Below are 14,447 nucleotides of genomic sequence, written 5' to 3' on the forward strand. Positions count from 1 at the left end.
GGGGCCGCCGGCGGCGCCGCGCCGGCCACCGGCGCCCCGAACGGCAGGAAGCCGCCCGGGCCCGCGGACACGAAGAAGACCGGTGGCATCGGAGGGTACGGCGGGTACGGCGGGAACGGAGGCTGCGGCGGAAGCGGGGGCGCCGCGTTCTCCAGCGGCCCCGGCTCGCGCCGGCGCGGCTCGGGTGCGCGCCGCCGGCGCCGGTACACCTTCACGATCTCCCAGTCGTCGTCGTCGAAGGCGGCGTACGAGTCGTCGTCGATGAGTTCCATGCTCGCCCCCCGGTCAGGTGCACGGTGGCCTACGACTGCGGTTGATGGGTGGTGGTCTCGCGCGGCGGGGGGAGCGACGCGGGGTCGGGGCGCGAGAGGACGTCTATGTGAGGTGGATCACTTCGAATGATAAGCCCGACGGGGACGGCCGGGCAAGACCGTTTCCTCAGGTGAGCGCGCAATTCTCGGCGCCGTACCGCCGCTAGACCAGCGAGTCCTTCCAGGCACCGTGCAGGCGGGCGAACCGGCCGCTGCCGGCGATCAGTTCGTGCGGCGTGCCGTCCTCGACGACCTCGCCGGCATCGAGCACCAGCACCCGGTCGGCGATCTCGACCGTGGAGAGCCGGTGCGCGATGATCACCGCGGTGCGGTCGGCGAGGATCGTCTCGAGCGCCGCCTGCACCAGCCGTTCGCTGGGGACGTCGAGGGAGGAGGTGGCCTCGTCGAGGATCAGCACCGCCGGGTCGGCCAGGAACGCCCGCGCGAAGGCGACGAGCTGCCGCTGACCGGCGGAGAGCCGGCCGCCGCGCTTGCGGACGTCGGTGTCGTAGCCGTCGGGCAGCCTGCTGATGAAGTCGTGCGCGCCCAGCGCGCGGGCGGCGCGCTCGATCTCCGCGCGCGTCGCGGACGGCTTGCCGATCGCGATGTTGTCGGCCACCGTGCCGGAGAACAGGAAGCTCTCCTGGGTGACCATCACGATCGCCCGCCGCAGGTCGTCGTCGGCCAGCTCGCGCAGGTCCACGCCGTCGAGACGGACCGCGCCCCGCTGCGGGTCGTAGAACCGGCACACCAGCCGCGCGATCGTCGACTTGCCGGCCCCGGTGGCGCCGACCAGCGCGACGGTCTGGCCGGCGCGCAGCGTGAGGTCCAGCCGCGGCAGCACGTCGCCGGCCTCGGCGCTGTAGGCGAACTCGACGTCGTCGAGCACCACCTCGCCCCGTGCCTTCGGCAGCGGCGTCGGGTGCTCGGGCGCGGGCACGCTGGACGGCTCCTCGAGAACGCCGGAGAGCTTCTCCAGCGCGGCCATGCCCGACTGGTATGAGTTGTAGAACATCCCGAGATCGACCATCGGGTCGAAGAACTGCCGAAGGTAGAGCATGAAGGCGGCCAGCACGCCGAGCCGGAGGTCGCCGTCGACGACCCGCAGGCCGCCGTACACCAGGCATACGGCCATCGCCAGGTTGCCGGTCATCTTGATCGCCGGGACGAAGATGCTGAACAGCCGGTAGGCGTGCTCGTTCGCGGCGCGGTTGTCCTCGTTGAGGTCGTGGAAGATCTCGGTGTTGCGGCGCTCGCGCCGGAAGGTCTGCACGGCGCGGATGCCGCCGAAGGTCTCCACGAACTGCACGATGAACGCCGCCGAGGTCTCCCGGGTACGCCGGTAGGCCGTGGTCGAGCGCACCCGGAACCAGTGCAGGATCGCGACGACGACCGGCAGCGCCAGCAGCACCACGAGTGCGAGCGACGGGTCGAGCACGGTCAGGATGACGGTCACGCTGAGCACGCTCAGCAGGGCCGTGATCAGGCCGTCGAGCCCCGCGTCGAGGAGCTCGTTGAGCGAGTCGAGGTCGCTGGTCTGCCGGGAGATCACCCGCCCGGACGTGTACTTGTCGTGGAAGGCGAGCGGCAGCCGTTGGAAGTGCCAGAACAGCCGTCGCCGCAGGTCGAGCAGCACCCGCTGCCCGAGGCGCCCGAGGCTGCGCAGGAAGTAGCTGCGCAGGACTGCCGCCAGGACCGCGGCGAGCAGCACGGCGGCGAACGTCGTCCACAGCGGTCCCCAGTCGCCACGCCGTAGCGCCGGGATGGCCCAGTCGATGCCGACGCCGACCAGCCACGGCGCGGCCAGCACGGCGAGGTTCTGCGCCAGGATCGCCGCCGCGGTGATCCACAGCGGCCGCTTGTACGGGCGCAGCAGCGATTCGAGCAGCCGCCGAGAGCGTCCGCGCAACAGCAGGCTGACCGACGCGTCGAGGTCCGCGACGTCCTCGGCGGCGACCCCGCGCCAGTCGGGCGTGCTCATCGGGTCACCTCCAGGTCGGTCTGCTCCTCGGCGTCCGCCGACAGGATGGCGCGGTAGGCCGGCAGCGTCCTCAGCAGCTCGCGGTGCGTCCCCACCGCGGCGATCGTGCCGTCGACGAGGAACGCGACCCGGTCGGCGAGCAGCACGGTCGAGGGACGGTGCGCCACCACGATGCCGGTGGTCTGCGCGAGCACGCGGCGCAGCGCCCGCTCGACGAGCGCCTCGGTGTGGATGTCCAGCGCGGACAGCGGGTCGTCGAGGACCAGCAGCCGAGGGCGGCCCAGCACGGCGCGGGCCAGCGCCAGGCGCTGTCGCTGGCCGCCGGACAGCGACATGCCCTGCTCGCCGATGCGGGTCTCGAGGCCCCACGGCAGGGCGTGCACGAACCCGGCCTGCGCCACCTCGAGTGCCTCGGCGATCTGTGCCTCCGTCGCATCGGGACGGCCCAGCGTCAGGTTCTCGCGCACCGAGGCGGAGAACAGCGTCGGGTCCTCGAACGCCATGGACACCGTGGCCCGCAGGTCGGACAGCGCCAGCTGCCGAACGTCGACGCCGTCGATCTCGACGGCTCCACCGGTGACGTCGTACAGCCGCGGAACGAGCCCCGTGAGCGTGGTCTTGCCGCAGCCCGTCGGGCCGACGACGGCGACGGTCTCGCCCGGCGCGACCTCCAGGTCGATGCCGTGCAGCACGTCGCGGCCGCTGTCGGGGAACCGGAACGACACGTCGCGGAAGACCAGCCGTGCCCCGTCCGCAGCCGCGCCGCGGCCGGTCACCGGCGAGGCGTCGACGATGCCCGGCTCGGTGTCGAGCACCTCGAACAGCCGGCCGGCCGCGGTCGCGGCCTGCTGGGCGTCGGCGACGAGGAAGCCCAGCGACGCGATCGGCCACAGCAGGATCAGGAACAACGACACGAACGCGACGAGGGTGCCCAGGGTGATGGCGCCGCTGCCGACGGCGGCGCTGCCGGCCAGCACGAGGACGGAGAGCACGACGTGCGGGTGCAGCTCGATCAACGCCCAGATGGCGGCGAGCACGTTCACCCGGGTGAGCTGGATGTCGAGCAGCGTCAGGGACTTCGCGTCGTACCGGTCGGCGGCGAGCTGCGCGCGCCCGAAGGACTTCAGGATCCGGATGCCGGTCGCGGACTCCTCCACGTCGGTGGCGAGCTCACCTTGCTGGTCCTGCTGGGCGAGCGCGATGACGCTGTAGCGCTTCTCGAAGCGGTACAGGATCCACACCAGGGGGACCGCCGAGGCCAGCACCAGCAGACCGAGCGGCCAGTACGTTGCGACGAGGACGACCACCACCACCGCGAAGGTGAGCACGTTGACGATGAAGAAGACCAGGCCGAACCCGACGAACCGGCGGATCGCGCTGAGGTCGGTCGTGGCGCGGCTGAGCAGCTGACCGGACTGCCACCGGTCGTGGAAGGCGACCGGGAGGCGCTGCAGGTGCCGGTAGAGGGAGTCACGCAGGTCGGCCTCGATCGCGATCGCGGCCTTGGACATCATCACCCGCCGCAGATAGATCATCGCCGACTCGAAGACGCCGAACGCGAGCGCGACCGCGCCCAGCCACCACAGCCCGGCGCGGTCGCCGTGCCGGATCGGGCCGTCGATGACACGCTGGGTGAGCACCGGGATCGCCAGACCGGCGAGGGTAGCCAGCAGCGCGCCGAGGAACATCAGGCTCAGCTGCCCGCGGTAGGGACGCACCCACGGCCACAGCCGTACGAGCGTGCCCAGCCCCGCCGCGCGGTCCTCGTCGTGCCCTGCCCCGTCATCCACGTACGGGGACTCTAGTGGCGCAGGCGGACAACAGAGAACGGGTTTTTCGCCGCTCAGCCCCGCGGCGCGGCCGCGTCGGCGATCAGCCGGGCCAGATCCTGCGGCCGGGTCACCATGGGCCAGTGGCCCGAGTCGGTGTCGACGTACTCGACGTCCGCGGCCCGCGCGAGCTCCGGCAGCTCGCCGGCGCGCACCCAGGCGCGCGCCTCGTCGGGGGAGAACTCCGGGCAGACCATGGTGATCGGGACGGCGTACCGCCGCTCGTCGGCCAGCCGCACGATGCCCTGCGAGACCGCCTGCGGGACGGGGATCGCGCCGCCTTCGAGCGCCGCCCGCCGGTCGTCGTCGAGGTCGGCGGAGTCGGCGCCGGCGAACGGCTCCCACCCCGGGAACGGCATCACGCCGTCGACCGGAGGGAAGAAGTCGGCGTACGTCGAGCCGTCCATGCCGGGGAAGCCGCCGACGAGCACGACGCGCGCCACCCGCTCGGGCCGGGCGTCCGCCGCGACCCAGGCGAGCGTGGCGGCGGCCGAGTGACCGACGACGACGCAGCCCGGCTTGGCGGAGTCCACCGCGGCGACGACGGCGGCGACCTGGTCCGCGAGGGTCGCAGTGCTGCTGCCGTCGCCCTGGCCTGGCAACCGTACGGGTACCGGCCGGACGCCGAGACGGGCGAGCTCGTCCGCGGTCGTGCTCCAGACCGACGCGTCGAGCCACAGGCCGGCGATGAGCAGAACGTCCACGACGCACCTCCTGCGCGGGTATCTCGTCAGCCTAGCCGTCGTACGCCGCGGGGCAGGCGACGGAGGATCGGTCGGGGGCCTCACGCATGGTCGTCGAGCGAGCGAGCCCCTTGGGGCGAGCGACGTCGAGACGTCGCGGGTCGCTGGTTCGGGTGCGCCGAGCGTTGGGTGCGCGTTCCCGCGGGAACGTCGTCGGTCGCTGCGGTGGTCGCGGGCGTTGTCGGCTTCCGGCGTCTCGGCGTCGCTTCGCCTATCGGCTCCGCTCGCTCGACGACCAGCAGGAGCGGCGACCGTGGGGTGCGACGTCCGCGGGAAGTGACGCGGGGCAGGATCCACGCCGCGGGGCAGGGCGGCGGAGGATCGGTCGGGGCGGCTCGCGCATGGTCGTCGAGCGAGCGAGCCCCTTGGGGCGAGCGACGTCGAGACGTGGCGGGTCGCTGGTTCGGGTGTGCCGAGCGTTGGGTGCGCGTTCCCGCGGGAACGTCGTCGGTCGCTGCGGTGGTCGCGGGCGTTGTCGGCTTCCGGCGTCTCGGCGTCGCTTCGCCTATCGGCTCCGCTCGCTCGACGACCAGCAGCAGCGACAACCGTGGGTCGCGACGTCCGTGGGGGCGCGACAACCGTGGGGCGTTCACCATGGTCGTCGAGCGAGCGAGCCCCTTGGGGCGAGCGACGTCGAGACGTGGCGGGTCGCTGGTTCGGGTGCGCCGAGCATTGCGTGCGCGTTCCCGCGCGAACGTCGTCGGCCGCTGCGGTGGTCGCCGGCTTGTCGGCTTCCGAAGGGGCTACTTGCGCTTCTTCACGCCGAAGACGATGTCGTCCCAGCTCGGGATGCGCGGCTTCTTGTCCTTGGCGGCCGTCTCGCCGTCGTCCTGCGCCGGGCCCTCGTCGGCCTCGCGGCGGGGCCGCGGTCGCTCGTCGGGGTCGACGTCGTCGGCCTGCGGCTGGGAACGCTCGTCGCGGTCCTCGGCGGGCTGCGGACGGGGCCGCTGGCGGCGCTGCTCGAACGCGGCCGGCTCGTCGAGGTCGTCGTCGCGCAGCTCGGGCCGGCGGCCCGCGTTGCCGAGGTGGCCGGGGTCGACGGCGTCCTCGAGCTCGTCGGGCAGGAACAGCTGCTCGAGATCGACCTCGCGCCCCACCGGTCGCTTGCGGGGGCGCCGACGCGGCTCCTCGTCGCGGTCACGCCCGCGCTGCAGCGGGATGGGTGCCTCCGCGGGCTCGTCGGCGTCGCCGGCGGACGGGTCGTCGACCGGTACCGGCACGGCCGAGAGCCGCGGCTTCGGCTCGACCATCGCGATGGTGTCCTTCGTGCCCGGGTAGGCGATGCCGTTCTGCATGTCGTAGCGCCAGTGCGCGGTGACCGTGCGGTCGTCGGCCTGCCAGGTCGAGGACACCTCCCACTGCCCGTTCTCGAGGCGGCGGGCGTCCCAGTCGACCGGGTTCTCGTCGATGCCGCGCACGAGCAGCCGGTTCTCGATCAGCTCGCGCAGCGTCGGCGGATGCGCGCCGGAGTCCTCGATCTTGACCTTCGCGGACTGGGCCCGCTGCGCGACCTGGGCGCGTTCCTGCAGCACCGGGTAGGCGTAGGTCATGACCCGCTCGATGCGGATGCCCGCGGCCGCGGCCACCGCGTCCGGGGTCTCACCGGCGCGGATCCGCGCCTGGATCTCGCGCGGCCGCAGCTGCGACTCGATCTCGAGCTCGATCTGCCCGAGGCGGCTGATGTCGCCGCGGGAGGCGGCGCGCAGGCGGTCGTCAAGAGCCAGCAGGAAGCGCTCGCCGTTGTCGATCGCTTCCGGTACGTCAGGGGCGAGCACGAAGTGCTTGCCGTCCTCCGACAGTGCGACGAAGCGAAGTGGGCGCATCCTTGGGTGTCCTCCTCCATAAAGAGGGTCATGCAGTGCGTGGTGCAACGATACGCGAGTCCGGGCCCGCGGTACCGGGGGCGCGCCGACCCTTCAGGTGGCCCGTTTGACGGCCCCCTAACATGAGCACCAGACCACAGTCCACCTGAGGGGGCGCCTTGACCGCGCGAGAGCCAGTCGATCTGCACTTCGAATCGGCGCTGCGCGCGCATCGCCCCCGCACGGCCGGCGCGGTGCCGGTCGACGACCTGTGGCGGGTGTTCGAGGCGCAGGCGGGCAGCCGGCTGCTGGACCTGCAGGCGCGGCTGATGCGCGCGGACGGCACCGGCTACTACACGATCGGCTCGGCCGGGCACGAGTCGAACGCCTACGTCGCCGACGCGCTGCGCCCGACCGACCCCGCCTTCCTGCACTACCGCTCGGGAGCGTTCTACCTCGCCCGCGCCGCGCAGGTCGAGGGCATCGACGGCGTCCGTGACGTCCTGCTCTCGCTGGCGGCGTCCACCGCCGACCCGATCTCCGGGGGCCGGCACAAGGTGTTCGGGCGGCACGAGCTGGCCGTCGTGCCGAGCACGTCGACGATCGGCTCGCACGTGCCGCGGGCGATGGGCACCGCGTTCGCCATCGGGCGGGCCCGCAAGCTCGGCGTCGCCGCGCAATGGCCGGACGACGCGATCGCGGTGGCGTCCTTCGGTGACGCCTCGGCCAACCACGCCTCGACGGTCACCGCGATCAACACCGCCGTTCAGACCGCCTATCAGGGCCTGCCCATGCCGCTGCTGCTGGTCTGCGAGGACAACGGCATCGGTATCTCAGTGCCCACGCCGCGCGGCTGGATCCACACGGCCTACGGCGCCCGCCCGGGGCTGCGCTACTTCTCCGGCTCCGGGGACGATCCCGAGCAGATGCGCACCGTCGCCAAGGACGCCGCCGACTACGTGCGCCGCACCCGCGGCCCGGCGTTCCTGCACGTGCGCACCGTCCGGTTCATGGCGCACGCCGGCTCGGACGCCGAGCTCGCGTACCGCACGCCCGCGGAGATCCAGGCCGACTACGAGCGCGACCCGCTGCTGGCGACCGCCCGCGCGCTGGTCGACGCCGGCGTCGGGTCCGGGGAGGTGCTCGAGCGCTACGAGGCGATTCGCGAGCGGGTCGAGCGGGAGTCCGGCGAGGTGATCCGGCTGCCCAAGCTCGCGACGGCCCAGGACGTCATCGCGCCCCTGGCCCCGGTCCGCCCGGACGCGGTCGCCGAGCAGTCCGTCGCCTGCGCGCCGGCGCACCGTCGCGCCCGCGTCTTCGACGGCCGGCTGCCGGAGGACGAGGGCCCGCTGACCCTGTCCCAGTCGATCAACCGGGCGCTCGCCGACGGGCTCGCGGCGTACGACTCGATGCTGGTGTTCGGCGAGGACGTCGGCCGCAAGGGCGGCGTCTACGGCACGACCACGCGGCTGCAGAAGCGCTTCGGGATGGCGCGGGTGTTCGACACGCTGCTCGACGAGACGTCGATCCTGGGCCTGGGCCTCGGGCTCGGGGTCAGCGGCCTGCTGCCGGTGCCGGAGATCCAGTACCTCGCCTACCTGCACAACGCCATCGACCAGATCCGGGGCGAGGCGGCGTCCACGCAGTTCTTCTCCGAGGGCCGGTACCGCAACGGCATGCTGGTGCGCATCCAGGGTCTCGCGTACCAGAAGGGGTTCGGCGGTCACTTCCACAACGACAACTCGGTCGCCGCGCTGTGCGACATCCCCGGCCTCGTCGTCGCGGTGCCGAGCCGCGGGGACGACGCTGCCGCGATGGTCCGCACCCTGCTGGCGGCGGCGCAGGTCGACGGGACGGTCAGCACCTTCATCGAGCCCATCGCGCTGTACCACTCGCGGGATCTGCTCGCCGACGGCGACGGGGGGCTGCTGGCGCCGTACGCGCCACCGGAGGAGTGGGCGGACGCGCACGTCGCGATCGGCGAGGCTCGGCACTACCTGCCGGAGCCCGGCGCGGACGCGGCGGAGCTGAGCATCGTCACCTTCGGCAACGGCGTCCCGATGGCGTTGCGGGTCGCCGAGCGGCTGCGGGCCGAGGGACGCGCGGTGCGGGTGCTCGACCTGCGATGGCTGCGCCCGCTGCCCGTCGACGCGCTGCGGGCCGAGATGGCCGCCTCCGGAGCGATCCTGGTCGCCGACGAGACCCGGCGCTCCGGCGGCGTGTCGGAGTCGGTTTGCGCGGAGCTGGTCGATCTCGGGTACGAGGGCCGTCTCGCGCGGGTCACCAGCGAGGACTCGTTCGTGCCGCTCGCCGACGCGGCCAACCTCGTGCTGCTCAGCGAGCAGACGATCGAGGAGGCGGCCCGCCAGATGCTCTCGGAGCAGCGCCACGGCGCGCACCTGCGCTCGATCTAGCCGACCGGGCCGAGACGCTCAGCCGAGGCGCTCGACGACGTAGTCGATGCAGCGGGTCAGCGCCTCGACGTCCGACGGCGGCGTCGAGACGAACATGCCGATGCGCAGCTGGTTGCGCGCCAGGCCGCGGTACGGCTCGGTGTCGAGGATGCCGTTGGCGCGCAGCGTCGCGGTGACCGCCTTGGCGTCGACCGCCGGGTCGAGGTCGATGGTGCCGATCACCGGCGAGCGCAGCGCCGGGTCCTGCACGAACGGCGTGGCGTACGCCGAGGACTCGGCCCAGCCGTACAGCACCGACGACGACTCGGTGACCCGCGACGTGATCCACGGCTGGCCGCCCTGGGCCAGCAGCCAGTCGACCTGGTGGGCCAGCATGAACAGCGTGTAGACGGACGGCGTGTTGTACGTCTGGTCCTTGCGCGAGTTGTCCAGCGCGATCTTCAGATCCAGCGACGGCGGGACGTACCGCCGGCCGGCCGCGATCCGCTCGGTGCGGTCGATCGCCGCGGGGGAGACGACCGCGACCCACAGGCCGCCCTCGCCGGCGAACCCCTTCTGCGGGGCGAAGTAGTAGCAGTCGGTCTGGCCGAGGTCGACCGGCAGGCCGGCGGCGGCCGAGGTCGCGTCGATGACGGTGAGCGCGCCGTCCGCGGGCACCCGGCGCACGGGCACGGCGACACCGGTCGACGTCTCGTTCTGCGGCCAGCAGTAGGCGTCGATGTCGTCCTCGACGAGCGGCTCGATCGCCGAGCCCGGCTCCGCGCTGCGCACGCTCGGGTCCTCCAGGAAGGGCGCCGCGGCCACCGCCTTGGCGAACTTGCCACCGAACTCGCCGAACGACAGGTGCTGCGAGCGCCGCTCGATCAGGGAGAACACCGCGGAGTCCCAGAAGTACGTCGAACCGCCGTTGCCCAGCATCACCTCGTAGCCCTCCGGGGCGTCGAGCAGCGCGAGCAGACCCTGCCGCACCAGCCCCACCAGCCTCCGGACCCCGGCCTGGCGGTGCGACGTCCCGACGTACGAGGCGGCGACCTGCCCGAAGTCCTCGAGGGCCTCGTAACGGGTGCGGCTCGGCCCACTGCCGAACCGCCCGTCCTCAGGCAGCAGCTCGACGGGGATCTCGATGTTCTCGCTCATGCGCACGCTCTCGGGGTCGTAGGTAGCCGTCCAAGCCTATGACCCGCGCTCGCTAGGCTGGGCGCAGGGCAGAGGGGTGCACGAGATGAACGAGCCGGAGTTCGACGTCCAGCATGAACGCGTGCGGTACGACCTGCCGCGGCTGCGCGAGGACGATCTCGGGGAGGACCCGATCGCGATCTTCGCGACCTGGTTGGACGCCGCGGCGGCCGCCGGCGTCCCGGAGCCCAACGCCATGGTGCTCGCCACCGCGTCCCCGGACGGGGCGCCGCGCGCCCGCACCGTGCTGCTGCGCGGCTACCGCGACGGGTTCGTCTTCTTCACCAACTACACCTCCGCCAAGGGCCGCCATCTGCAGGCCAACCCGCGGGCGAGCCTGTGCTTCCCCTGGCTGCCCATCCACCGGCAGGTCATCGTCGAGGGGACCGTCCAGCGGGTGTCCCCGCGCGCCTCCGACGCGTACTTCGCCTCGCGTCCGGTCGAGTCGCAGATCGCCAGCGCGCTGAGCCCGCAGTCGCAGGTGATCGACGGCATCGACGGGCTGCTCGGCGAGCTGGCGAAGGTCAGCGCCGCCCATCCCGACGGCATCGCGCGGCCCGAGCACTGGGGCGGCTACCGCCTCGACCCGCAGGTCGTCGAGTTCTGGCAGGGCAACGTCGGGCGGCTGCACGACCGCTTCCGGTTCCGCCGCGAGGCCGGGCGCTGGGTGCGAGAACGACTCGCCCCGTGACCGAGGGACCCGAGACCACCCGCCGCACCGACACCCCGGACCGTGCGCCGCAGCGGGCACCGCGCCGGCTGAGCCGGGTCACCATGGACACCCGGCCGTTCGGCTACCCCCAGTTCCGGCGGCTGTTCGCCGGGAACGTGCTGACCCAGGTTGGCGCGCAGATGACGCTGGTGGCCGTCGGCGTGCAGGTCTACCGGATGACCGGCAGCAGCGCGATGGTCGGCTACACGAGCCTATGGGCGCTGATCCCGCTGATCGTGTTCGGGCTGATCGGCGGGGCGCTCGCCGACACCATCGACCGCCGCACGCTGGTCATCTGGTCGACCCTGCTGACCGCGCTGACCAGCCTGATGCTGTACCTGCAGGCGGCGGCCGGGCTGGACAACGTGTGGATCGTGTGGGCGCTGGTCGCGCTGCAGTCCGCCGCGGCGGCCGCCTACCGGCCCGCCCGCTCGGCGATGCTGCCGAAGCTGATCCCCGAGTCGCTGATCCCGGCGGCCAACACGATCTCCTCCAGCACGATGTCCGGGTCGATGATCGTCGGCCCGCTGGTGGCCGGCGTCATCGTCGCGCACGCGGGCGTCACCTGGGCGTACCTCGCCGAGGCGGTGCTGCTGGTGCTCGCGATCCTCACGCTGTTCGGGCTGCCGGTGATGGCCGCCGCGCACGACACCGGCGGCCGGAGCCCGTTCCGGACTGCGCTGAGCGACACCGCGGCCGGCTTCCGGTACCTGCGCACCCAGCCCCTGCTGAGCATGCAGTACGTCGTCGACCTCATCGCGATGATCTTCGGGTGGCCGCTCGCGGTCTTCCCGGCGCTCGCCGACCAGCGTTTCGGAGAGGGCTCGATCGGCTGGCTGTATGCCGGTGCGTCGATCGGCGCGGTGGCGGCCGGGCTGTTCTCCGGCTGGATCTCGCACATCGTCCGGCACGGCGCGACGATCATCGCGTCGGTCGCGGTGTGGGGCGGGGCGATCATCGCGTTCGCGTTCACCGACAGCCTCCTGCTGGGCCTGTTCTTCCTCGCCGTCGCCGGCGCCGCCGACCTCGTCAGCGCGTCGCTGCGGATGACGATGCTGCAGGTGCTGACACCGGACGCGATGCGCGGCCGGATGCAGGGCGTGTTCATGGTCGTCGTCGCCGGGGGCCCGCGGCTCGGCGACGTGCGCCTCGGCCAGATGGCCACCCTGCTCACGCCGACCGTCGCGCTGTGGTCCGGCGGCCTGACCATCGTCGTGCTGATGCTGGTGATCGCGCTGACTTTCCGGCTGCTGTGGCGCTACCGTCCCGCCGATTCCTCGGCGGCGTGAGACGCTGGTCCGGGTAGCCCGCCCCCACGATCCGACAGGAGCGATCAGCAGGTGCTCGCCATCGAGAAGGTAGCGAAGCGATTCGGCGACAAGGTCGTGCTGGACGACCTGTCCTTCGCCGTACGACCGGGGGAGCTCTTCGGGTTCTGCGGCGCCAACGGGTCGGGCAAGACGACCACCATGCGGATCATCCTGGGCCTGCTGCGGGCGGACGCCGGCCGCGTCACCTGGAACGGTGCCCCCATCGACGCCGACGTCCGGCAGGCGATCGGCTACATGCCGGAGGAGCGCGGGCTCTACCCGAAGATGCGCCCGGCCGAGCAGCTCGCGTACTTCGCCCAGCTGCACGGGGTCGACCCGGCGCGGGCCAAGCGGTCGGCGGCGTACTGGATCGAGCGGCTCGGGGTGAAGCTCGAGCCCAAGGACACCCTCGAGAAGCTCTCGCTCGGCAACCAGCAGAAGGTGCAAATGGCAGCCGCGCTGGTGCACGACCCGGCGATCCTGGTGCTCGATGAGCCGTTCAGCGGCCTGGACCCGGTCGCCGTCGACTCGCTGCTAGACGCGCTGACCGAGAAGGCGAACGCCGGCGTCCCGGTCATCTTCTCCAGCCACCAGCTCGAGCTCGTCGAGCGGCTGTGCGACGCCGTCGGCATCATCAGCGACGGACACATGGTCGCCTTCGGGCCCGTGCACAGCCTGCGCGCGCAGGAGGCGCGCAAGCAGCTCGTCGTGTCGGTGGCCGGCGTGCTGCCCGGATGGAGCCGCGCTCTGCCGCACGTCAGCGAGAGCCAGGAGAAAGGCAGCACCGCGATCGTCACGGTGACCGAGCCGGAGCGCTCGAACGAGGTGCTCGCCGCCGCTATGGCGCTGGGCCCCGTCGAGCAGTTCGCCTGGAAGTCACCGACCCTGACCGAGATCTTCCGGGAGGTGGTCGCCGCGTGAGCACGCCGACGATCACCCCGCCGGACCGGCCGCGGTCGAGGCCCTCCGGTCCGCAGCTCGTCGCGCAGGTCGCCAGGCGGGAGATCTCCACCAAGCTGCGTGATCGCACCTACCTGATCTCCATCCTGGTGTTCCTGCTCATCGTCGGCGCAGTCATCACGTTCAACGTGCTGGCCAACAAGAACGCCGACGACTACAAGGTGGCCGTCGTCGGCAGCACCGGGCCCGGCTTCGAGGAGGCCGCGCGGGCGCAGGCCCGGCAGGCCGGAGCCACCGTCACGTTCGTGCAGGTCGCGGACCGGGCCGCGGGGGAGAAGCTGCTGGACGACGGCGCCGACGTCGTCATGGACGGCGACACGCTGCTGCGCAAGGACGCGCTGCCCTCCACGCTCAGCACCATCCTGCAGGGCGCCCACCAGACCGTCTCGATCATCGAGCGGGCGTCCGCCGCCGGCATCAGCCCCGGCGAGCTCACCCAGATCATGACCGTCCAGCCCCTGCGCGAGCAGTCGCTCGCGGCCTCGTCCGGTGACGCGCTCGAGCGCGGCATCGTCGCGATGACGGCGGTCGGGCTGGCCTACGGCATGCTGATGATGATCGTGCAGTTCGTGGCCCAGGGTGTCGTGGAGGAGAAGTCCAGCCGGGTCATCGAGCTGCTCATGACGGCGGTGAAGCCGCGGCAGCTGCTGGCCGGCAAGGTCCTCGGCCTCGGCGTGCTCGGCCTGCTGCAGCTGCTGCTGGTGCTCGGTCTCGGCGTCGCCGCCGCGACGCTCGGCGGGCTCATCGAGATCCCGGCGTCCGGCTGGAGCACCATCCTGCAGGTGCTCGGCTGGTTCGTGCTGGGCTACGCGTTCTTCGCGACGCTGTCGGCCGCCGCCGCCTCCCTGGTCTCGCGCCAGGAGGACCTGGGCTCGGCGCTCATGCCGCTCACCTTCATCCCGATGATCGCGTTCTTCCTCGCCTTCAAGGTGCTGAGCTCACCGGACAGCACCTTGTCGGCCGTGCTGAGCATGATCCCCGGCTTCGCACCGACCACGATGCCGGTACGGGCGGCGATGTCCAGCGTGCCGCTCTGGCAGTACGTCGTCGCCGTCGTCCTGCAGGTCGCGGCCGTGTACCTGCTGGTCCGGCTGGCCGCGCGGATCTACGCCGGCGCCATGCTGAAGACCTCGGGCAAGCTCAAGGCCAGGGAGGCGCTCGCGCGCAGCCGGGAGGGCGCGGACGCCGTGTGAGCACGCCGTCCCGGGA

Annotated in this window: 10 protein-coding genes and 1 pseudogene; 5 read left to right on the plus strand and 6 right to left on the minus strand. The window is 72.3% G+C overall.

Translation table 11 applies throughout. From position 1 onward, the window contains the following. The 5 genes and pseudogenes from F8A92_RS13555 to sepH form a co-directional block, all read right to left on the minus strand. A pseudogene (locus F8A92_RS13555) lies at window positions 1–272 on the minus strand (hypothetical protein); the annotation flags it as partial. Between the two features lie 202 nt (window positions 273–474). After that, on the minus strand, window positions 475–2,292 hold the full coding sequence (locus F8A92_RS13560; protein ID WP_153505704.1) for an ABC transporter ATP-binding protein: 1,818 nt from the start codon (window positions 2,290–2,292) through the stop codon (window positions 475–477). Beyond that, entirely contained in the window at window positions 2,289–4,082 is a 1,794-nt protein-coding gene (locus tag F8A92_RS13565; RefSeq protein ID WP_228389450.1) for an ABC transporter ATP-binding protein, read from the minus strand. The genes F8A92_RS13560 and F8A92_RS13565 overlap by 4 nt, the downstream gene beginning before the upstream one ends. A gap of 53 nt (window positions 4,083–4,135) precedes the next feature. Continuing rightward, complete coding sequence (locus F8A92_RS13570; RefSeq protein WP_153505705.1) at window positions 4,136–4,825, minus strand: alpha/beta fold hydrolase; 690 nt, start codon at window positions 4,823–4,825, stop codon at window positions 4,136–4,138. A gap of 782 nt (window positions 4,826–5,607) precedes the next feature. Next, on the minus strand, window positions 5,608–6,687 hold the full coding sequence (sepH, locus tag F8A92_RS13575) for a septation protein SepH (RefSeq protein ID WP_153505706.1): 1,080 nt from the start codon (window positions 6,685–6,687) through the stop codon (window positions 5,608–5,610). 158 nt (window positions 6,688–6,845) lie between these two features. Between sepH and F8A92_RS13580 the strand changes: the two genes are divergently transcribed. Next, window positions 6,846–9,080 (plus strand): thiamine pyrophosphate-dependent enzyme, encoded by a 2,235-nt coding sequence (locus F8A92_RS13580; protein WP_228389451.1) that lies wholly within the window; start codon window positions 6,846–6,848, stop codon window positions 9,078–9,080. A gap of 18 nt (window positions 9,081–9,098) precedes the next feature. On the opposite strand, the gene serC is transcribed toward F8A92_RS13580, so the two are convergent. Beyond that, window positions 9,099–10,217 carry a phosphoserine transaminase gene (gene serC / locus F8A92_RS13585; RefSeq protein WP_153505707.1) on the minus strand — a complete coding sequence of 373 codons (1,119 nt, stop codon included), beginning with the start codon at window positions 10,215–10,217 and terminating at the stop codon, window positions 9,099–9,101. Between the two features lie 85 nt (window positions 10,218–10,302). Here serC and pdxH point away from each other — a divergent pair, with 85 nt between their 5' ends. From pdxH to F8A92_RS13605, 4 genes are read left to right on the plus strand one after another with little or no spacing between them, the layout of a single operon-like run. Continuing rightward, a complete protein-coding gene (gene pdxH, locus F8A92_RS13590; protein ID WP_153505708.1) occupies window positions 10,303–10,947 on the plus strand; it encodes a pyridoxamine 5'-phosphate oxidase in 645 nt (214 codons plus the stop codon). Further along, entirely contained in the window at window positions 10,944–12,257 is a 1,314-nt protein-coding gene (locus F8A92_RS13595) for an MFS transporter (RefSeq protein ID WP_153505709.1), read from the plus strand. The genes pdxH and F8A92_RS13595 overlap by 4 nt, the downstream gene beginning before the upstream one ends. A 51-nt stretch (window positions 12,258–12,308) precedes the next feature. Continuing rightward, window positions 12,309–13,199, plus strand: a complete 891-nt coding sequence (locus F8A92_RS13600) for an ABC transporter ATP-binding protein (RefSeq protein ID WP_153505710.1) — start codon at window positions 12,309–12,311, stop codon at window positions 13,197–13,199. Next, a complete protein-coding gene (locus tag F8A92_RS13605; protein ID WP_194291489.1) occupies window positions 13,196–14,431 on the plus strand; it encodes an ABC transporter permease in 1,236 nt (411 codons plus the stop codon). The genes F8A92_RS13600 and F8A92_RS13605 overlap by 4 nt, the downstream gene beginning before the upstream one ends. The last annotated feature ends 16 nt before the right edge of the window (window positions 14,432–14,447 follow it).

The organism is Cumulibacter manganitolerans, from assembly GCF_009602465.1.
GTDB classification, from domain to species: domain Bacteria; phylum Actinomycetota; class Actinomycetes; order Mycobacteriales; family Antricoccaceae; genus Cumulibacter; species Cumulibacter manganitolerans.

Bases quoted from the DNA above. Each gene is read 5' to 3' on its own strand.
- F8A92_RS13560 (WP_153505704.1), bottom strand. From the start codon at position 2,292: ATGAGCACGCCCGACTGGCGCGGGGTCGCCGCCGAGGACGTCGCGGAC.
- sepH (WP_153505706.1), bottom strand. From the start codon at position 6,687: ATGCGCCCACTTCGCTTCGTCGCACTGTCGGAGGACGGCAAGCACTTC.
- serC (WP_153505707.1), bottom strand. From the start codon at position 10,217: ATGAGCGAGAACATCGAGATCCCCGTCGAGCTGCTGCCTGAGGACGGG.
- pdxH (WP_153505708.1), top strand. From the start codon at position 10,303: ATGAACGAGCCGGAGTTCGACGTCCAGCATGAACGCGTGCGGTACGAC.